Origin of the sequence: Archangium minus (genome assembly GCF_044360475.1) — a bacterium.
GTDB lineage: Bacteria > Myxococcota > Myxococcia > Myxococcales > Myxococcaceae > Archangium > Archangium minus.
The window spans coordinates 12,618,376-12,637,628 of the sequence record NZ_CP043494.1 but is presented as its reverse complement, the minus strand read 5'-3'; the positions used below and the strand labels follow the sequence as shown (position 1 = coordinate 12,637,628).

The 19,253-nt window shown below is 68.8% G+C and carries 18 protein-coding genes; 9 read left to right on the top strand and 9 right to left on the bottom strand.

From position 1 onward, the window contains the following. Positions 1–15 precede the first annotated feature (15 nt). Entirely contained in the window at positions 16–576 is a 561-nt protein-coding gene (locus tag F0U60_RS52055; protein ID WP_395811983.1) for a GNAT family N-acetyltransferase, read from the top strand. On the opposite strand, the gene F0U60_RS52050 is transcribed toward F0U60_RS52055, so the two are convergent. The 3 genes from F0U60_RS52050 to F0U60_RS52040 all read right to left on the bottom strand — a co-directional run bounded on the left by F0U60_RS52050 (position 548) and on the right by F0U60_RS52040 (position 3,906). Then, positions 548–3,022: a PAS domain S-box protein gene (locus F0U60_RS52050; RefSeq protein ID WP_395811982.1), complete on the bottom strand. Its 2,475-nt coding sequence runs from the start codon at positions 3,020–3,022 to the stop codon at positions 548–550. The two genes, F0U60_RS52055 and F0U60_RS52050, sit on opposite strands and share 29 nt — an antisense overlap. Positions 3,023–3,101: 79 nt before the next feature. Continuing rightward, entirely contained in the window at positions 3,102–3,500 is a 399-nt protein-coding gene (locus F0U60_RS52045; protein WP_395811981.1) for a DoxX family protein, read from the bottom strand. Between the two features lie 19 nt (positions 3,501–3,519). After that, positions 3,520–3,906 (bottom strand): nuclear transport factor 2 family protein, encoded by a 387-nt coding sequence (locus F0U60_RS52040; RefSeq protein ID WP_395811980.1) that lies wholly within the window; start codon positions 3,904–3,906, stop codon positions 3,520–3,522. A gap of 63 nt (positions 3,907–3,969) precedes the next feature. Between F0U60_RS52040 and F0U60_RS52035 the strand changes: the two genes are divergently transcribed. Beyond that, a complete protein-coding gene (locus F0U60_RS52035; protein WP_395811979.1) occupies positions 3,970–4,920 on the top strand; it encodes a sigma-70 family RNA polymerase sigma factor in 951 nt (316 codons plus the stop codon). 69 nt (positions 4,921–4,989) lie between these two features. Here the strand turns inward: F0U60_RS52035 and tkt are convergent, their stop codons facing one another. Next, positions 4,990–7,044: a transketolase gene (tkt, locus tag F0U60_RS52030; protein ID WP_395811978.1), complete on the bottom strand. Its 2,055-nt coding sequence runs from the start codon at positions 7,042–7,044 to the stop codon at positions 4,990–4,992. A gap of 178 nt (positions 7,045–7,222) precedes the next feature. Between tkt and F0U60_RS52025 the strand changes: the two genes are divergently transcribed. Further along, positions 7,223–7,834, top strand: coding sequence for a hypothetical protein (locus F0U60_RS52025; protein ID WP_395811977.1), 612 nt, complete (start codon positions 7,223–7,225; stop codon positions 7,832–7,834). A 162-nt stretch (positions 7,835–7,996) separates the two neighbouring features. After that, positions 7,997–8,494 carry a hypothetical protein gene (locus F0U60_RS52020; RefSeq protein ID WP_395811976.1) on the top strand — a complete coding sequence of 166 codons (498 nt, stop codon included), beginning with the start codon at positions 7,997–7,999 and terminating at the stop codon, positions 8,492–8,494. 10 nt (positions 8,495–8,504) lie between these two features. Here the strand turns inward: F0U60_RS52020 and F0U60_RS52015 are convergent, their stop codons facing one another. Further along, positions 8,505–10,223: an MASE1 domain-containing protein gene (locus F0U60_RS52015; RefSeq protein WP_395811975.1), complete on the bottom strand. Its 1,719-nt coding sequence runs from the start codon at positions 10,221–10,223 to the stop codon at positions 8,505–8,507. 98 nt (positions 10,224–10,321) lie between these two features. Here F0U60_RS52015 and F0U60_RS52010 point away from each other — a divergent pair, with 98 nt between their 5' ends. The 3 genes from F0U60_RS52010 to F0U60_RS52000 are packed head-to-tail and all read left to right on the top strand — an operon-like array spanning position 10,322 to position 12,472. After that, positions 10,322–10,981 carry a hypothetical protein gene (locus F0U60_RS52010; protein ID WP_395811974.1) on the top strand — a complete coding sequence of 220 codons (660 nt, stop codon included), beginning with the start codon at positions 10,322–10,324 and terminating at the stop codon, positions 10,979–10,981. Between the two features lie 28 nt (positions 10,982–11,009). Then, on the top strand, positions 11,010–12,158 hold the full coding sequence (locus F0U60_RS52005) for a serine hydrolase domain-containing protein (RefSeq protein WP_395811973.1): 1,149 nt from the start codon (positions 11,010–11,012) through the stop codon (positions 12,156–12,158). After that, complete coding sequence (locus F0U60_RS52000) at positions 12,155–12,472, top strand: hypothetical protein (RefSeq protein WP_395811972.1); 318 nt, start codon at positions 12,155–12,157, stop codon at positions 12,470–12,472. Before F0U60_RS52005 ends, F0U60_RS52000 begins: the two co-directional genes overlap by 4 nt. Before the next feature lie 122 nt (positions 12,473–12,594). Here the strand turns inward: F0U60_RS52000 and F0U60_RS51995 are convergent, their stop codons facing one another. Then, positions 12,595–14,043, bottom strand: coding sequence for a hypothetical protein (locus tag F0U60_RS51995; protein ID WP_395811971.1), 1,449 nt, complete (start codon positions 14,041–14,043; stop codon positions 12,595–12,597). A gap of 168 nt (positions 14,044–14,211) precedes the next feature. Continuing rightward, a complete protein-coding gene (locus tag F0U60_RS51990) occupies positions 14,212–16,038 on the bottom strand; it encodes a sigma 54-interacting transcriptional regulator (protein ID WP_395811970.1) in 1,827 nt (608 codons plus the stop codon). A 351-nt stretch (positions 16,039–16,389) separates the two neighbouring features. On the opposite strand from F0U60_RS51990, the gene F0U60_RS51985 reads away from it, so the two are divergent. Further along, complete coding sequence (locus F0U60_RS51985; RefSeq protein WP_395811969.1) at positions 16,390–17,013, top strand: DUF2378 family protein; 624 nt, start codon at positions 16,390–16,392, stop codon at positions 17,011–17,013. Positions 17,014–17,255: 242 nt separating this feature from the next. Next, positions 17,256–17,873, top strand: a complete 618-nt coding sequence (locus F0U60_RS51980; RefSeq protein ID WP_395811968.1) for a TIGR02265 family protein — start codon at positions 17,256–17,258, stop codon at positions 17,871–17,873. A 7-nt stretch (positions 17,874–17,880) separates the two neighbouring features. Here F0U60_RS51980 and F0U60_RS51975 read toward each other — a convergent pair whose 3' ends face one another. Together F0U60_RS51975 and F0U60_RS51970 are read right to left on the bottom strand one after the other, a co-directional pair. After that, on the bottom strand, positions 17,881–18,579 hold the full coding sequence (locus tag F0U60_RS51975; protein ID WP_395811967.1) for a hemerythrin domain-containing protein: 699 nt from the start codon (positions 18,577–18,579) through the stop codon (positions 17,881–17,883). 183 nt (positions 18,580–18,762) lie between these two features. Continuing rightward, a complete protein-coding gene (locus F0U60_RS51970; RefSeq protein WP_395811966.1) occupies positions 18,763–19,245 on the bottom strand; it encodes a nuclear transport factor 2 family protein in 483 nt (160 codons plus the stop codon). Positions 19,246–19,253: the final 8 nt, after the last annotated feature.

Genomic DNA, 19,253 nt, shown 5'->3' with positions numbered 1-19,253 from the left:
GGACAGTGTCGCGTCATGACGATACCGGACATTCGACTGGTTCCCGCCCTGCCCGAGCACGTGGACGTATGGCTGGCCATGCGCGAGGAGCCGGTCTCGCGCCGCATGATGCCGTTGGAGCCGGCGACGCGTGAGTCGTTGCTCAAGCGCATCCTGGAGTCGACGAGCGACTTGTCGGACCCGAAGGCCACGAGCTTCCGCTGGATGGTGGAGCTCGAGGGGCGAATCATCGGCACGGTGGCGGCCCGGGAGCTGTCGCGCTTCCACGGGCGCGTGGAGATTGGCTACATGCTCTCGACCGCGTACCACGGCCGGGGAATCGGCACGCGGGCGGTGACGCAGGTGCTGGAGCGCCTCTTCGAGTGGCCGTTCCTGCACCGGGTGTGGCTCACCACCGCGGCGGACAACCTCGCGTCACAGGGATTGGCGAGGAAGCTCGGCTTCACGCTGGAGGGGGTCATGCGTGAGCACTACCTCATCGAGGGACAGCGCAAGGACCAGCAGGTGTGGGGCCTCTTGCGCTCCCAGTGGGAAGCACGTGCGCGCCTCAGCGCTCGCGTGGCAGACGCACCGTGAAGGTGGTGCCCTCGCGCGGCTCCGAACGCACCTCCACCGCGCCGCCGTGCGCCCGCACGATGTGGTCCACGATGAAGAGCCCCAGCCCGATGCTACGGCCGCTGGTGCCGGGCCGAGCCCCTCGCTCGAGCGGCTCGAACAGCCGCGGCAGCAGTCCCGGCGGGATGGGGTCTCCTTCGTTGTGGACCCGCAGGTGCACGGCCTCGCCTTCCCCCTGCACCTCGAGGTGCACGGCGGTGTCCGGCGGGCTGTAGCTGAGCGCGTTGTTCACCAGGTTGGTGATGACCTGGGCGAGGCGGTCCGGGTCCCAGTTCCCCCGGGTGTCGCCCGAGGACGTGAGCTGCACCTGCCGGGCCGGGTTTGCGGAGGAAATCTCCTCGAGCACCGTGCGTGCCAGCCCGTGCAGTTCCAGGGGTTGGGGGTTCACCGGGAGCCCTCCTCCCACACGGGCCTGGGTGAAGTCGAGCAGGTCTCGGATGAGCCGGCGGGCGCGCTGGGTGGCCTGGTTCATGCGCTCGAGCGCGGTGCGTTGGCGCGGCGTCAGCTCTCGGTCGGAGAGCAGCAGTTCGACGCCCAGGCCCATCGCGCTGATGGGGGTGCTCAGATCATGGCTGACGATGCCCACCAGGTGCCGCTCGAAGTTGGCGCGCCGCATGGCCTCCGCGTAGAGCCGCGCGTTGTCCAGCATGAGCGCGGCGCGGTGGGCGATCGACTCGATGAGCCCTCTGTCGATGGGGCCCTGTCTGCGCGGAGGCGGGCTCTCCTGCACGAAGGTCATGGCGCCGAAGGTCTCGCCCCGGGCTTTGAGGGGCACACACTCGGCCGAGTGCGTGCCCAGTTTCGTGAGTGCCCCCGCGGGCTGTATCCCGAGCGCCTCGGCGAACCAGGGGGCCTCGGCCGCATCCGGAATGAGCTCGACCTGCCCGGTATGCACGACATGGACGGGCCCGTGGGGCCTGGAGGGCTCGGTCGGCAGCGGCTGCACCACGCTCTGGAGCAGCGGCTGCCGGGCCTCGTCCGCGTGCGCCACGGCCACCGGGCGCAGGTGCGGCCCTTCAGCGAGGCTCACCATGCACCAGTCGGCGAGCTCCGGCGTCGCCAGTTGGACCATCTGCTGGGCGATGGTCTCCACGTCGAGCGAGCCCGCCAGCGCATCGCCCGCCTCGGCGAGCAGCATCTGCGCCTGTTCCGTACGCTTGCGCTCGGTGAGGTCGCGCGCGATGTTGGTGAAGCCCTTCAGCTGCCCGGTCTCGTCGCGGATGGGGTCGAGGATCAACGAGCCCCAGAAGGAGCTCCGATCCTTGCGCACGAGCCACCCCTCGTACTCCGCGCCATTCTTCTCGTGGGCGTGGGCGAGGATTCGCCTGGCCTCTCCCCGCTCCACGACCTCGCGCGGGAAGAACTGGTTGATGTGCAGGCCGACCGCCTCCTCCGCCGTGTAGCCCTTGAGCCGCTCGGCGCCCGGATTCCAGCCGGAGACGATGCCCTCAGTGGTGACCACGAAGAGGGCATAGTCCTGCACCGAGTCGACCATCATCCGGAAGCGCTCCTCGCTTTCACGCAGCGCCAGGTCCGCCCGCCGCCGCTCGCTGAGGTCGCGCGCCACCGCGGAGAAGCCCCGCGGCTGCCCGGCCGCACCCACCACCTCGCGCAGGGTGAGGCTGGCCCAGAACGTGCCCCCCTCCTTGCGTACGAGGCACCCCTCGTGCTCGGCCCGCCCCTCGCGCGTGGTGTCGCGCAGCAGGTGCTCGGCGGTACCGCGCGCCACCTCCTCGCGGGGAAAGAAGCGGGCGAGGGGTTGGCCGAGGATTTCCTCCTCGGCGTAGCCCATGAGCCGCTCGGCGCCCGGGTTCCAGCTGGAGACGCTCCCGTCCACCGAGAGGAGGAAGAGGGCGTAGTCGAGCACGCTGTCGAGCAGCAGCCGCACTTGCTCCTCGTCCTCGCGTGTGGCGCTGTCCTCGTGGGCCTGGGACTCGGCGCGCGCGCGGCGCTTCTGCCTCTCCTCGTCCCGCACGTACTGCGAGACAGCCTCAGCGGCGCCGGTGTCGATGCAGCGGGCGAGCAGGCGCGCGTGCGGCTCGGCCAGGTCCATTCCGGCCTGGGCGAGGAGCGTGACGATGACCTCGCGCAGCAGCGCGTACTCCCGGACGATGACCCCCACGTCCACCCCCAGGCGCAGCCGCTGCCGGCCGTGCGCCTGGGCCACCACGCTGTGGCCCGGCAGCTGGGAGCTGCCAGGCGAACCGTCCAGCTGCAGGAGCGCACCGGTGAGCTCTTCCAGGAAGCGGGGCAGGCTGTCGATGAGCTCCTCGCGTGTGTACCTGCGCGGCGCGACGAGCGCCGCCGTCCCGTGAAGCCACCGCTCGATGATGACCCCGTGTTGAGCGACGATGAACTCCGGCACGGTCATGGAGGGCTCCAGGTCGCGTCCGAGTCGACGGGCCATCCCTAGAGTGGAGACCCTCTTGAGTGTTGCCAAGGATCACACTGCGAGGCGGCGCTCGCCTCCTCGCAGGCTTCGAAGCTTAGCTCTTCGTGCCTCGGCGCGCGGCGTCGACGCTCCAGATGCCCGAGCCGTGCGCGGCGATGTAGAGGAACACGAAGCAGTAGAGCGCGGCGAGCTCGCCCTGGTTCACGATCGGGAGGATGTTGCCGTTGGGAGCCACGTGCCCCATGAAGTAGGCAACCGCCATGGTGCCGCTCGAGATGAAGGCCGCAGGGCCGGCGAACAGCCCGAGCAGGACGAGCACGCCGCCCACGAACTCAATTGTGCCCGCGCCGTAGACGATGAACGGCGGCGCTCCGGGGGGCACACCGCCGAACAGACCGAAGAGCTTCTGCATGCCGTGCAGCATGAACATGAACCCAGTCATAATGCGAAGCAGCGCGTAGATGCGTTCGGCGTGGGGCTTCAGGAATCCCATGAGATCCTCCAAGAGGGGACTACTTTGGTTCTGAGGTGTGATGCAGGAGTGCCTTCCACACGCCGCCTCGATGCTCCCAGACGGCGCTGAAGGCCAGGGTCTTCTCCATGCGTCCGGTGTCTTGGAAGTCGACCCGAGCGACATAGACGCCCGTGATGAGCGCGACGGTGCCGGCGACGAGCCGGACATCGAATCTCCGGAACTCCTCCGTGTAGTGGTTCACCTGCTGGATGAGCTCTAGATACTCACGTCTCCCGCGCTGCGCTCCGGTATAATCGGTGTAGCGCCAATCCGCATCGGCATGGCGCTCGAACCAGGCGTGGTCCTTGGCTCCTACTGCCGCGGTCCACGCGTGCATGAGTGACAGGAGTTCCTCCTTCGCCTGGTCGGCGGAGAGCTGCGACACGGTCTTCCTCTCTCCCGTTTTGGACCCCTTGCCAGGGGTGGAGTGCTGATAATTTTCGGTGTGATGGCCACTGCCTACCACCTCGAAGAGCACCGCGCAGCGCTGACCGGACACTGCTATCGCATGCTGGGCTCTGCCGCCGAAGCGGACGATGCTGTCCAGGAGACACTGGTACGCGCCTGGCGCAACCTGGATCGTTTCGAGGAGCGTGCGTCTCTTCGCACCTGGCTGTATCGCATCGCTACTCGCGTGTGCCTCGACTCGCTCGATGAGCGCTCGCGTCGCGTGCGTCCGATGGAGCTCGGTCCTGTGGGCTCGGTCGATGGGCCGCTCGACATGCTACCCGGCTCCCGCTGGATTGAGCCTATTCCCGACGCGCAGGCCCTGCCTTCGGACGCGGACCCCTCCGAGCTTCTGATTCTGCGCCAGAGCATCCGCCTCGCATTTGTGGCCGCGCTCCAGCACCTTCCCCCCAAGCAACGCGCGGTGCTGCTCCTGACCGAGGTCCTCGGCTGGTCCGCCGCCGAGGTCGCCGAAAGCCTTGAGACCTCGGTCGCCTCCGTGAACAGCGCCCTCCAGCGTGCTCGGGCGACGCTCGCCACCCGCGATCTCTCCCAGGCCCGCGCGCCATTGTCCGACGCGCAGTCCTCGCTGCTTGACCGGTATGTCTCCGCCTTCGAGCGCTACGACATGGACGCGTTCACCCAGTTGCTCCACCAGGATGCGACCCTCTCGATGCCTCCCTACGCGCTGTGGCTTCGGGGTCACGAGTCCATTCGCGCCTGGATGCTGGGGCGGGGCTCCGGTTGCAGGGGCTCCCGGCTCGTGCCGACCTCGGCCTGTGGCTCGCCCGCGTTCGGGCAGTACCGCCCGGGTGAAGCGGGGGGCCCTCACAAGCCGTGGGCGCTGATCATCCTCGAGATTTCGGGCGACCGCATTGCCGCGATGAACTCGTTCCTCGATACCGAGGTGTTGTTCCCGCGCTTCGGCCTTCCCTCGGAGCTCGCCTCCTAGGTTCTTTCCTCCAGGGCGGGTCTTCCCGCTCCACCCCATGAACGGGAGCGGGAAGACCCTCACCCCAGCCTACTTCTTGGCCTGCTCCATCACTTCACGGGCCACCTTCACCACGTTCTCCACCGTGAAGCCGAACTTCTGCAGCAGCGCCTTCAGCGGGGCCGACGCGCCGAAGCTGCGCATGCCAATCACGGCCCCGCGCAGCCCCACCCAGCGCTCCCAGCCGAACGTCGCGCCCTTCTCCACCGCCACGCGCGCCCTCACCGACGAGGGCAGCACCTGCTCCCGGTACGCCTCGTCCTGCCGCTCGAACAGCTCCCACGAGGGCATGCTCACCACGCGCGCCTTCACGCCCTCGCTCTTGAGCTGGTCGTACGCCTGCAGGCACAGATTCACCTCGCTGCCCGTGCCGATGAGGATGACGTCCGGCGTGCCCTCGCTGTCCGCCAGCACGTAGGCGCCCTTGGCCAGGCCCGAGGCCGGCGCGTACTTCGTCCGGTCCAGCGTGGGCACCGCCTGCCGCGTCAGCACCAGCACCACCGGATCGTGCCGCAGCGGGGCGATGACGCGCCAGGCCTCCGTCACCTCGTTGGCGTCCGCCGGGCGGATGACGATGACGCCCGGAATGGCGCGCAGGCTGGCCAGGTGCTCCACCGGCTGGTGCGTGGGGCCGTCCTCGCCCAGACCGATGGAGTCGTGGGTGAAGATGTGGATGGCCGGCAGCTCCATGATGGCCGACAGGCGGATGGCGGGCCTCTCGTAGTCGCTGAAGATGAGGAAGGTGGCGCTGTAGGGGCGCACCTTGCTCAGCGCCAGGCCGTTGACGATGGAGCCCATCGCGTGCTCGCGCACACCGAAGTGGATGTTGCGCCCCGAGTGGTCCCCCGGCTTCATCGCGCCGGAGAAGCTCAGGTACGTCTTCGTGGACGGGTTCAGGTCCGCCGAGCCGCCCACCAGCCACGGGTAGTTCTTGGCCAGCGCGGTGAGCACCTTGCCGCTCGTCTCGCGGGTGGCCGCGCCCTTGGCGTCCGCCGGGAAGGTGGGCAGCTCCTTGTCCCAGCCCTCCGGCAGCTCGCGCCGCTGCATCCGCTGCAGCTGGTCCGCCAGCTCCGGGTACTGCTTCTTGTACTCGGAGAACTTCGCCTCCCACTCGGTGCGCAGCTTCTTGCCGCGCTCGCCCATCCGCTCGGTGAAGCGCTCGCGCACGCCGTCGGGCACGAGGAACTTCGCGTCCTCGGGCCAGCCGTACTTGCGCTTGGCGCCCTTGATTTCCTCCTCACCCAGGGGCTCGCCATGGGCGCTCGCGGTGCCCTGCTTCTTGGGGGCGCCCCAGCCAATCTCGCTGTGCACGATGATGAGGGTGGGCAGGCCCCGGTCCTGCTTGAAGGTGCGGAAGGCCTGGGAGAGCGCATCCAGGTCGTTGGCGTCGGCCACGTGCAGCACGCGCCAGCCGTAGGCCTCGAAGCGCTTGCCCACGTCCTCGGTGAAGGCCAGGCTCGTGCTGCCGTCGATGCTGATGTGGTTGCTGTCGTAGACCCAGCACAGGTTGGGCAGCTTGAGGTGGCCGGCGATGGAGGCGGCCTCGCTGGCCACGCCCTCCATCAGGTCTCCGTCACCGCAGATGGCCCAGACGTCGTAGTCGAACAGCTCGAAGCCGGGGCGGTTGAAGTAGCCAGCGAGCCAGCGGCTGGCCATGGCCATGCCCACGGAGTTGGAGACGCCCTGGCCCAGGGGGCCGGTGGTGGTCTCCACGCCGCTCGTCCACCGGTACTCGGGGTGGCCGGGGGTGGAGCTGTCCAACTGGCGGAACTTCTTGATGTCCTCCAGGGACACGGCCAGCTGGTCCTCGACGCTGTACTCCGAGGTGACGCGGCGCACGCCGGTCAGGTGGAGCAGCGAGTAAATCAGCATGGAGGCGTGCCCGTTGGAGAGCACGAACCGGTCACGGTTGGGCCAGATGGGGAGTGTGGGGTCGTAGCGCAGCTCCTGCTGCCAGAGCTGGTAGGCCACCGGCGCCAGAGCCATGGGCGCGCCGGGGTGGCCCGAGTGGGCCTGTTCCACCGCATCCATGGCCAGGGTGCGGATGGTGTTGATGCAAAGCCAATCAGTGGGATCGTGGATCATGTTCTAGGAGTCCTTGTGCCCTCTGACCGTGCACCATGCCCCAAGCCGGGCGGGAGCGCCGCAGCATTCCGCATGGGGTGCGAGGAGGTGGACGGAGGGGTGGGGGCGTGGGCGGGTCGACAATGCGGGTTGCAGTGGGACTGGCGGGAGGGGCCACTGGGTGGCATATGGTGCGCGCATGTCGATCGAGAAACCGTTGCGGGAGATGGTCCAGGCAGAGCTCCGAGGCCGGTTGGGGCCGATGCACAAGGCCATCACGCGCATGGATGAGCGGCTGGACATCATCGAAGAGCTGGTGGACATCGTTCAGCGCCTGGCGCCGCTGGCCACGCGGATGCAGTCGCTGCAGCTGGCGTTGCCGGGGCTGAACGTACCGGTGGCGGGGCGGGGCGGCAGGAGTGCTGCGCCCGTGCCGGCGCCCCGAGGCAGGCAGGCGACGTTCGAGGAGCTGTTGCCGGCGCCGAGAGGCCGTCCGGGACGTCCTCCCTCAGTGGTGTCCGAGGATGAGCGCCGGTGTGCCGTCATTGGGTGCAAGAGGCCGGCGCGCTCGAAGGGCTACTGTTCGGCGCATTACCAGAAGCTGCGGTTGTTGGTGAAGACGGATCGTCGGCCGACGGCCTGGGTAGACGACGCGAAGCCGCAGTCGGTGCCGGAGGTGGTGTTGCCGAGGGGCCGTGCGGCCTCGAAGGCCCTGCAGGAGGCAGCACCTCCGAAGCCGGAGCCGGTGGTGCCGCCGAAGCCCAAGGTGTGGGTGAGAAAGAAGGGCGGCGAGCGAATCGAGCTGAGCTGAGTCCCCCCTCCTCCCTCTCCCTCTGGGAGAGGGTCGGGGTGAGGGTATGCCCTCTCCGTGTTCAAGCCCGTGCAGCCCGCCCGCCCCGCGGGCGGGTTGGCCGGAGCACCCCTGCCCCGCGGAGTCGTTGACACCTCGTGCCTGGAATGATTTCCGGCGGGCATGAGCGATCAGGGTTATCCGGTGACGGTGGCAGTGCGGCGTCCGGACGGGCGCGTGGAGCAGGTGCGGGTGGGGACGGCGTTCCGCAACGGGGACGGTTTCACGTTGAAGCTGGGAGAGATGAGCATCGGCTCGGCGCCGGACGCGGCGGCCGCGGCGCCGAGGCGGTCGTACGGCGGAGGCGGTGGAGGGGGCGGAGGTGGAGGTGGTGGCGGGGAGGTGACGGTGTTCCCCAACTATGGGCGCAGCAAGGGCGGCCCCATCCATGGGGCGAGCATGCAGGACCTCGAGTACTACGCGAATGGCGCGAGGCGCTCGCTGAACGATCCAAGCAAGTCGCGCTGGCATGACCGGGAGCGCGCGCTGCTGGCGTCCATCGAGGCGGAGATTGCGCGGCAGAGGGGCGGCGGTGACGCCGGTGGGGGCGAAGAGCCGCCTCCGCACGGGGACGACGACTTCAGCGGCGGCAACGACGACGACGGCTCCATCCCGTTCTGAGGTGGGCGGCTCAGGCGACCGCGGCGGAGCGAGGCACCTGGGCCAGGGGCAGCAGGACGGTGAACGTCGTGCCCTGGCCCGGAGTGCTGCGCACCTCGACGTGGCCGTGGTGCGCCTCCACGATGCGGCGCACGATGGCGAGCCCCAGGCCGGTGCCGGCGGCCTTGGTGGTGTAGAAGGGCTCGAACATGCGGGCCATCACATCCGGGACAATCCCCGAGCCGGTGTCGGTGATGGAGACGCGGGCCTGGGGGGTGCTACCGCGAGCCTCACCACGGCCCAGCTCCACCTGGAGCGAGCCGCCGTGGGGCATGGCCTGCAAGGCGTTGGTGAAGAGGTTGCTCAGCGCCAGGTGGAGCAGCTGCGCGTCCAGCGGGGCCTCGGGCAGGTTCGGGTCCAGCGCGCGCGTCACCTGCACGCTCCTCCTCGCGTCCGGTTCCGCGCGCAGCGAGGACTCCAGCGCGCCCTCCACCACCGAGCCGAGTGACTGGGTGAGGAGGCGGGGCTCCAGAGGCCGAGCGAAGTCCAGCAGCCCGTTGACGAGGTGATCCAACCGGGTGACCTCTTCACCCATGACGCCGAGCAGCTCCCAGGCAGTGCTGTTCTTCTCGGGAGTGGCCAGGCGAGTGAGGGCGGCCACCGAGTTGGCGATGACACCCAGGGGGTTGCGCACCTCGTGGGCGACGCTGGCGGACAGCTCGCCGAGCGCGGCCATGCGCTCGCGGCGCACCAACTCCTGCTGGGTGGCGGCGAGCTCCTCCAGGGACTGGCGCAGCTCGCGGTTGAGGTGGATGGCCTTCTCCTGCGCATGCCGACGCTCGCCGAGGGCGGCGGCCAGCATCAGCCCCGAGACACACACCGCGGCGAGGAAGGACTGGAGGAAGACGAGGCTGGTGGTGGGGGCGGTGGTGCCCTCGGGCCCGAGGACGAAGGGGCCTCTGCCCGCCAGCGTATGGGAGACGGACACCACGGCCAGCGTGAGCATGGCCGCCGCGGTGCCCCGGGCCTCGAAGCGCAGCGCCGCCCAGAGGATGAAGGGGAGGGCCACGTAGCTGACGGGGTGGTAGACGCTGGTCGCGGCGGGGGCCCAGCGGAAGACGAGGTGCACGGTGGCGGCGAGCGTCACCATGAGCGCCACGAGCTCCCACCGTCGCGTGCGACTCCACCCCTCGAGCCCGCGCGTGGTCCAGGTGAGCAGCAGGGGGGCCAGCAGCAGGACGCCCATGGCGTCGCCCACCCAGAAGATGCGCAACTGCCTCCACCACTCCGTCCAGGCGAACCTGCCCACGGAGGCGAGCATCGTGACGCTCGGAGTGGCGCTGAGGAGGGTGCTCAGCATGGCGGAGAGGACCAGCAGCGCGAGGACGTCCCGCACCCGCTCCAGCGACGGACGGAAGCCGGCGTAGCGGCGCAGCAGGAAGGCGCCGACGAACGCTTCCAGGGTGTTGCTCGCGGAGATGAAGAAGTAGGTCGGCGGCGGAAGCCGTCCCGGCAGACAGGCGAAGGGCTCCAGGAGGAAGAGCGTCAGGGCGAGCGCGGGCCAGTAGCGCAGGCGCGACAGCAGAAGGGTGGCGACGGCCACGCCGCTGGCGGGCCACATGGCGGAGATGAGCTCGCCCTGGCGGACGAGGTTCGAGCCCAGCCAGGCGCTCGCGCCATACAGGAGCGCGAACAACCCCAGTCGTCCGAGTGGATGCCAGCGTTGGAGGATGTGCTTGGGTTCAGGCACGCGCTCTGGAGCGTCACGCTGTCATGAAGCGGGGGGGCGCGCAAAGACCCCCCGGCTGCTGGGACGGACAGCAGCTGTCGATGATATGACATCAGCCCATGCCTCACTTGCGAACGGATGCGCGGTGGCACGCGCAGGGCACGAGTCCCGGAGCGGCCCTGGCCCTGGCTGTTGTCCTGATGGTGGTGCCGTTGACGTCGCGAGCGGCGCCGGAGTCCGCTCGGCTGCTGCCCGAGCAGCCTGTGGCGGGGATGCTGTCGGACAACCCGATGAGGTGGATGGCGTTGGAGCTGGCGACGGGAGCAGGCGCGGCGGTGGTGGCGGTGCCGGCGACGCTGGCGCTGAGTGCATGGGTGGGCTCGCTGTCGTCGAACCTGGTGATGGCGGCGGCTCCGGCGATGGTGTTGTTGCTGGCATTGCCGCCGTTGGCGGTGGCGGGGGCGCAGTGGCTGATGGGCAACCGGCTGCACCCGGGCAGCGCGCGCTTCCAACCTGCGGTATGGGTGGCGCTCGGGGCGCACGTGTTGGCGGTGACGGGGGCGGTGCTGCTCGGCGCGACTGTGGATGACCTGGGGGACGCGGCGCTCTTCACGCTGGTGGAGGCGTTGGTGTTGCCTGCGGCGGTGACGCTGACGATGCGTGCGACGGCGCCGGTGCCGCCGCCCACCCTGTCGCGAGTCCCCGAGAAGCCGCGGGCGCTGGTGGAGGCCACGACCTCAAGGGCATTGGTGGTCCCCCTGCTGCGCTGTGCCTTCTGACCGAGCTCCCATGAGTCGATCTCGCGCAATGACTCCGTTGTTCCTTGCTGGGGCGCTGGCGTTCGCGCAGCCGGCCCGGGCCCAGTCTGAGTGCCCCACCCACTCCACCTGGCCGACGGAGGACTGGCCCGACGCGAGAGCGGAGGTGGCGGCCGTCAGGGCCGAGCAGCTCAAGGCATTAGAGGACTATGCCTTCACGCTCCAGGGAAAGGACGAGGAGCGCAAGGGCGTCCGTACAGACGGGCTGCTCCTCATCCACAAGGGCCGGTTGGTGTACGAGCGCTACGGGCGTGGCTTCGACGCGAGCAAGCGGCACCTGGCCTGGTCGATGTCGAAGAGCTTCACCAGTGCGCTCGTGGGCATCGCGATGGAGAAGGGCGCGGTGAAGCTGAACGACTCCATCTGTGCGCACGTGAAGGCAAAGCGGCAGGAGAACTGCGCCATCACGGTGCGCAACCTGTTGGAGTTCGCCTCGGGGCTGGACTGGAGGGAGGACTACGAGAACGGCGGCACGTACCAGGACTCCTCGGTGCTGGCGATGCTGTACGGCGAGGGCCGTCGGGACATGGTGTCCTTCATCACCGCGCATCAGCGGAGCGACGAGCCGGGCACCTCGTGGAGGTACTCGTCGGGGGATGCCACGCTGCTCGCGGGGGTGTTGGACGCGGCGCTGAAGCCCTCGGAGGGAAGGGACTGGCCCTTCACGCTGCTGCTCGACGTGCTGGGGATGAAGAGCGCCACCTGGGAGCGGGATGGCAAGGGCGTGGTGGTGGGCTCCTCGTACCTGCACGCGACGCCGCGCGACCTGGCGAAGTTCGGCTACTTCTACCTCAACGATGGATGCTGGGAGAACCAGCGGGTGCTGCCCGAGGGCTGGGTGACAGACTCCACGAAGGTGTCCGAGCCCATCCGTCGGAAGTCCTACGAGCGCGGCGCGGATGATGTGCAGGGCTGGCAGTGGTGGCTCAACCGTCCCATCCCTGGGGTGCAGGCCGAGCTCCCCTGGCCGCACGTGCCCGAGGGGACGTATGCGGCGCGTGGGCACTGGGGCCAGTCCATCACCATCATCCCGTCGAAGGAGCTCATCGTGGTGCGCACGGCGGATGACCGGGACGGCTCCTTTTCGCTGGATAAGTTGCTGTCGTTGTCCCTGGCGGTGGTGGAGGACCTGCCATGAGCCCGAGCCGAACCTTCCTGGTGCTCGCATGCGCCGCGACCCTCTCCTGCGACAGGGGGGACACGGTGCAGCGTCCCTACGACAACAATGACTTGCAACTGGTCACCTCATACACGGCGAAGGACTTCTGCTCCTGCCTGTTTGTGATGCAGATGAGTGAGGAGTACTGCCGGCGCTGGACGGCGGCGAGCCCGGCGGTGGCGACGGTGACGGTGGACTACAAGGAGCGCAGAGTCCAAACGGCGGCGGCGCTGCTATGGGGAGAGAAGGCGCGATTCGTCAGCGAGCGAGACGGCTGCATTCTCGAGGACTGATGTGGAAATCCCCTCTCCCCCTGGGAGAGGGCGAGGGTGAGGGTATGTCCTTCCCGAGTTGCCCAAGGGAGAAACTGGGGACCATAGGCGAGCCACAGCCCCGAGCTGCGTAACCACTCCGCTCAAGGGAGGAAGGGAACGCGCCCGAGTCGGACACAGGGAGTGCGGCGAGCGAGCTTCCCGTCACCGTCACAGGCCTGGGGTTCAAATCCCAGGAGCCGCAGCTCTGCGAGGACCTGGGCTTCGGCGTCCACATTAGGACCGTCCACCAGTTGCCGGATGACGGCGAGCGTGCGTTGAGAAACGCCCTCGGAGGAGAACGCCGCATAAAGGCGCGCCTCGTCGTAGTGCCCCCGAGGACCGACCTCCCGGAGCAGCCGTCCCCACAGGGCGAAGATGTCCGTCCCCGGGCGCGCTTGCCGTGCGGAGGCCTCTGCCATGGCGGAGATGATCAATCCACACCGGTAATAATTCGTGTACTTGCCAGGCCGGGAGGACGCGCGAAGGGGAGCGCCCTCGAGCTTGAGGAGGCACTCGGACACGGCATCCGAGAGACGGGTCCGGACATACTCCACGGGGACGGTGCCCAGCTCGGCGAGCGCACGCAGGGAGAAGGCCTCGGCGCCGCCCTCGTGCATCCAGTCTCCGCCGGGGACTTCGTGGACGGCGAGCTCCCCATTCCAGAGGTGAGCGGCCTCGTGGGCCACGAGCTCGGACACGCGGGGAATCACCTCCGGGTCCGCGTCTGCCAGCCGGTTGGCGCCGAGCCGGATGTCGAGCTGGACGAGCCCTGGCAGAGTTCCCCCGCTCATGTTGATGCTACCGGGGTTGGGAGACGGGCCGAAGCTGATGAACAGGGCGGGCTCGAAGGTGAGCGGGCTGCCGGTGCGCGCGGTGTACAGCGCGAAGAGGCGCGGGAGCAGGCTCTCGATGTGCTCGCGAAGCGGTCGAGGCATTCCCGGGTCCACCACGGCCGTCACCCCGTCCTGGACCGCCGAGCCCGCGCCGAAATAGGCATAGGTGCCCTGAGGAGAACCCTCCCAGCGCACCTCGTGCTCGCTGCTCTGCCCGGCCACGACGACCCGCTCTCCTGGGCGGGGAGTCAGGAAGACGTGGAGGGGCGGAGGCTCGGCCTCACCGAACGTCAGCCCCAGCACGCCCGTGTAGAGCAGGACGGCGCCATCCGAGTACGGGATGAACACCTGGTAGTCCTTCTCAGGCTTCTCCACGTAGGTGGACACCTCCAGCCGCAGGGAACGGAAGGACGAACCGTCTGGCGCCGAGAGGACATCCTCATCGCCCTGGCGCTCGATGGAGGCTCCAGCGGGCTCCAGCACCCGCCAGTGGGACTGGCGGGACCCATGCCCTGGGCGGGTGAAGCGAACGGAGTGTGAGGGGGTGGGGAGCTCGTAGGTGAGGCTCCAGGTATCGGCCCCGCTGGCGGCGCGCTGGACCCGCACGGTGATGGCGGACGCCTGCGCTGGAGCGGGAGGCCGTGTGGCGTCACGGCGAGCGGAACAAGCACCTAGGAACAGCAATGCCATCCAGATGGCGAGCCCTTTGTGTCTCATGACCGCACCTGGTGCAGGGCCCGTGCCTCCTGCGGCGCACTCGGAGCACCTGGGGGCCCGAGCACGGTCCACCTGTCTCTCCTGACGCGGCTCCGCGCGGAGCGTCTGACACAATGACAAGGCCGGGACGCCGACAAGCCAGAGTCGCCGGGGGGGCGGCCGGGGCCCTCACGAGTCCCGGGTGAGCAGTCCGTGACGCCGCACCCGGCGGCCGAGCGTCACCGGATCCATCTCGAGCGCCGCGGCTGCGCGCCGCACCACGCCTCCATGGCGCTCGAGTGCCTCGCGGATGATCTCCTTCTCCATCTGCTCCAGCCGCTCGCGAAGCGAGCCCGAGCCGGAAGCCGAGCCCGTCATCCGCGCCTGATGCCGCAAGCCGTCCACGCTGCCGACGAGCGCGGGAGGCAGGTGCCGCCGCGTCACCAGCTCGTCATCCCCGCACAGCAGCACGGCGCGCTCCATGCAGTTGCGCAGCTCGCGCACGTTACCGGGCCACCTCGCCGCGAGCAGGAGCTGCTCGGCCTCCGCTGACAGCCCCTGGGCCGAGCGTCGGAGGGTGCGGTTGAAGTGGGCGAGGAAGTAGCGCGCCAGGTCGAGGACATCCTCGGGGCGCTCGCGCAGCGGGGGCAGGTCGATGGTGAAGCTGTTGAGCCGGTAGAAGAGGTCGCTGCGGAAGCGCCCGGCGCGGACCTCCTCGGAGAGGTCGCGGTTGCTGGCGGCGATGATGCGCACGTCCACGCGCCGTATCTGCGTGCCGCCCACGGGCCGCACGTCCCCGCTCTCCAGCACGCGCAGCAGCTTGGACTGGAGGTTGGGGGTGGTGTTTTCAATCTCGTCCAGGAAGATGGTGCCGCCGTCGGCGAGCAGGAAGAGGCCGGGGTGGTCCGCCACGGCGCCGGTGAAGGCGCCCTTCACGTGGCCGAAGAGCTCGCTCTCCAGGAGCGTCTCGGTGAGGGCGCCGCAGTCCTGCACCACGAGGGGTTGGTGGCTGCGCCCGCTCAGCCGGTGGATGACGCGGGCGAGCACCTCCTTGCCGGTGCCCGTCTCGCCCTGCAGCAGCACGGCCACGCGGTGGGGGGCGGCCACGCGGACCATCTCCAGCACCTGCCGCATGACGGGGCTGCGGAAGCCGGGCTCGTCGGCCACGTTGGCGCCAGGCGACAGCCGCGGGGCCTCGCGCGCCCGCTCTCGCAGCAGGTTGCGCTCCAGCTCCAGCGCCGCGCGTCGCTGCTCGGTGCGCAGGCCCAGCTCCCGGCTGGCCTGGAGCACCGCCTGGCGCAGCGCCACCGGCTCGAAGGGCGGGGTGAGCGCTCGGAAGATCTTCCCCTGGTTGAACAGCTCCACCAACCGCGAGGGCACGGCCGGAGCGCAATAAAGGATGCGGGGCGACAAATCACTGGCAGGTCCTGCTCCGGAGGGGTCCGCCTCCGCGCGCCGTGAGGCCAGCCGCTCCACCAAGGCGATGGCTCGCGCCTCGTCCCGCCCGCACACGAGCAGCGCGCTGATGTCCCCGCGCCCCAGCAGCGTGTCCACGTCCTCGGCGGACTTCACGAAGCGCAGCCGCACGTGGCTCTCCAGCGCCTCGCGCAGGCCCCGGAGCTCCGACTCCTCCGCGTGCACCACCGCCACATACAGCTGATGATCCAACAGGTAGCGCTTGAGGGTGACCCCATCCGAGCCCTCGAAGGACTGGAAGCTCACACCCAGCGCTGTCGTGACCGCGCCCTCGTCGCGCTCAGCCGGGTCGTGCCTCCAGCGCACCACGCCCCGCACGCGGATGCGCGCGCGCGAGTCCGGCAGCGTGAAAGCCATCTCCAGCTCCTCGCCCTCGCGTGGCCCCTCCCTGGGCCCGTTGGGGGTGGCGATGAGCCCGATGCCCGACTCACTGATGTTGACGGCCCAGCACCCGTGAAGAGCAGGCTGGGTGACCACTTGGACATACAGGGGCTTGCGTTCACTACGCGGCAGGGAGGGGATTTCACTCGGGGCCGTCATCTCTGATGCACTTCCGCGTCAACTGTGAAGTCTGGTTGGAATTACAGAGAAATCAGGAGAATGCATTTTCGTCCAGGGGAGGCAGTAGAGGGGAAGGGGGGTTGCCGGGCTGCGGGGCGACGAGGCTCGTGATGAGGCTCGTGGTGAGACGCTCTGTCCAACGCATGTCAGTGTACGCGTGCTCACGATAGGGTTCCCTCGCGAGCGAGTGCAGTGTGAGGGAGCACGCACTCTGAGTCTTAGACGTGTGTCTGCGAGAAAACGAGACGGCGCGGTGCTCGGAGTGCAGGCCATGCTTAGGGTGCACGGGTTCATTGCTTCTCAGTGCGGGTGGAAGGAAAGAACGGAGCCATGAGCACGAACAGCTGTGGGGTCCGAGCGAACCAGGGTGCGCAGGATTTGCGCGAGGACCTGGCGAGGCGGTTGGAGCGGACGCAGCCAACGGACACCGTGCGGGGCTTGTTCTGCCTTGGGACGCTGGAGGCGGTGCGGGCGCTAGGAGGGGAGGACGGGGTGCGTCTCTGCGTCGAGGCAGGGGGCGAGCCGCGCTTTGTGGAATTCTTCAACTACCCAGTCAGCACCTTCCTGAAGGTGACCGACGCAGCGGCGCAGGTGTTGGCGCCGCGGTGTGGTGGCTGGGAGGAGGCGCTGCGGCACCTCGGGCGGCGGGCCACGGCGGACATGCTGAAGTCCGCGACGGGCAAGGCGCTGCTGCTGCTCTCAAAGGGAGAGGCGCGGCGGTTGGTGGGCAACCTACCCTCGGCATACCGCGCGGTGGTGAATCACGGGGAGCGCACGGTGGTGTGGGAGGGGCCTACGCAGTGTCGAATTCTCATGCGGCGCGACTTCATGCCCTGCGCCTTCCACGAGGGCGTGTTGTCGGCGGCGCTTGAGGCCATGAAGGCGCGCGAGATTGAAGTGCGCGGCTCGCGGGTGGACGTGGTCGACGGCGAGTACGTCCTCTCCTGGGCGTGACGTGCAGGATTTGCGCTTGGGGGTGGAGAGGGACTGCGCAGGGATTGCGCTCGCGCTTTCCGAGAGGGTGTTGACCACCCGACGGCGCTAGGGGCGGAGGGTCGTGTGCTTGGGACAAAGTGTGGAACCGCGGACGGAATGGGCGTGAAACTGTCCTGGCGGCATGGGTGATGCAGTTTGGGCGTCGGGATGGCGGTGACGCGATGACACTGCATCTCCTCTCAGACACTAGGAGTCGACCCATGGAAAGTCTGGCGGTGCGGTCGATGGAACCTCCGAGTAATTGGGAGCAGGACCTGGTGTGGCGGATGTCTCGAGCCAGGCCCCGGCACACGGTGCGTGGTTTGAACTTCACGGGGGCGCTGGAGGCCGTGCGCTCGCTGCAGGGAGAGAAGGCGGTGCAGCGCTGCCTGGAGGTGGGGGGCGAGGAGAAGTTCCTCGACTTCTTCAGCTATCCCGCGCACTCGCTGCTGAGGATGTACTCCTTTGCGGCGGAGCTGCTGGCGCCCACACTTGGAGGAGGGGATGCGGTGCTGAGGGAGCTGGGGCGGCGGGCGACGCTGGACTTCCTGGCCTCTCCGGTGGGGCGTGCGGCGAAGGTGTTGGCGCAAGGCAACCCGCGGCGGATGGTGGAGTCCGCACCGGAAATCTACCGGCAGACCATGGGCTTTGGGTCCCTGTCGGTGGAGTGGACGGGGCCCCGCAGTGGCTGCGTGGTGCGTCGGGGGGACTTCTTGCCCGCCGAGTGCCACGAGGCCTCGTTTGAGCAGCTGCTGCGCTCCATGGGGGTGCGGCAGGCGAAGGTGCGGCGGGCATGGGTGGACGGGTTGGAGGGAGGGCTCGCGTTCTCCTGGGAGTAGGGCCGGGTCACATCAAATAGGAGGACTCAGAGGCCATCTCCTGCGCGGAGCCGTTGCCCTGCTGCTGGACGTCGCGCTCCTTACGAGGACGCGCCTTCGGCTTGGGGATGCTGCGCTTGCCGGCGCGCGTGGCGGGCATGGGAGACAGACCCTCGGCCTTGCGGCGAGCGGCGCGTATCGCGTCCTTGCCCATGTCGAGCACGGCCGACACGGCGCCAGCCACGAGGTTGCCGGGCGGCGTATCCGGCGCGCGGGGATGGGGTCGAGTGGGCGAGGCCCTCTTCGCGAGCGTCAGCGCCTCGGCCATGGCCCGGAGCTCCTGGGGACTAAAGGCCTTGCGCACCTGAGGAAAGAGCCCGTTCTCTTCCTCTTTGACGTGGGTGCGGACGTTCTCCATGAGCACCTTCACCTTGGCGTCAAAGCGCTCGGCCTCGGGTGGAAGGTCCTCCAGCTCCTTGAGCAACCACTTGACCACGTGGTGCTCCTCGAGCGCCTCGAGCACATCCTCCTCGAGCGCCTCGGCCCTAGCGCGGACGGAGGGGTAGAGGACCTGCTCCTCGATGACGGCGTGAATGGCGAGCTCGCGCACCATTTGATCCACGAGCTTGCGCTTGAGCTTCCGCGCGTTGCGGCCTGCCTGCTCGAACTTGCGGAAGAGCGTCTCCACGGTCTTGTGGTCTGCCTTCAAGAGCGCAATGGCATCCATTGAGCGCCCTCCTTTCTGTTGTTCGAAAGGGTGGAGACGCCGTGCGCTTTATGCCCGAGCGAAGGGGGCTACAAACCGAGGCGGGCCGGAGTCCAAACGAGCAAGCACACCCTCCCTCCCTCCCTCCCTCTCCCTCTGGGAGAGGGTCGGGGTGAGGGTATGCGAGCCCTGACCTGAACCCCGCTAGCCCGCGGACCCCCCGCGCTCCCGCATGTACTTCTCAAGAGACGCACGAGCCTGAGCCCGCACCTTGTTACGCAGAAAGGGAGACCACCCCAGGAACAGTCCCACAGGCCCAAGGGACTGCCGGGACCAGGCCCAGAAGTCGAAGTGGTCGGTGTGGCGGAGAATCTTGCCGTCCTTGAACTCGAACTCGGCGTCGATGCGGTTGAGGACCTTCCGACCGGTGGCGCTGAAGGTGTAGTGGGCGTCCCAGTGAGCGCGGCCGGTGCGGTCATCGGCCTGGACGTCGCGGAAGGAGATGTCGAGGTCCTTGCCGCGCTCGAGCAGCATGCGCCACATGGAGGTGACCTGGGCGTGGCGGAGGCCGACGAAGGCGGCGTCGGAGAACTCGGCGTCGGGGTGGTAGAAGGAGGCCATGGCCTCGGCGTCTCGGCGCTGGAAGGCCGAGTAGAAGTCGGTGATGAGCTGGGCGTGGGGGTGCATGGGGAGGG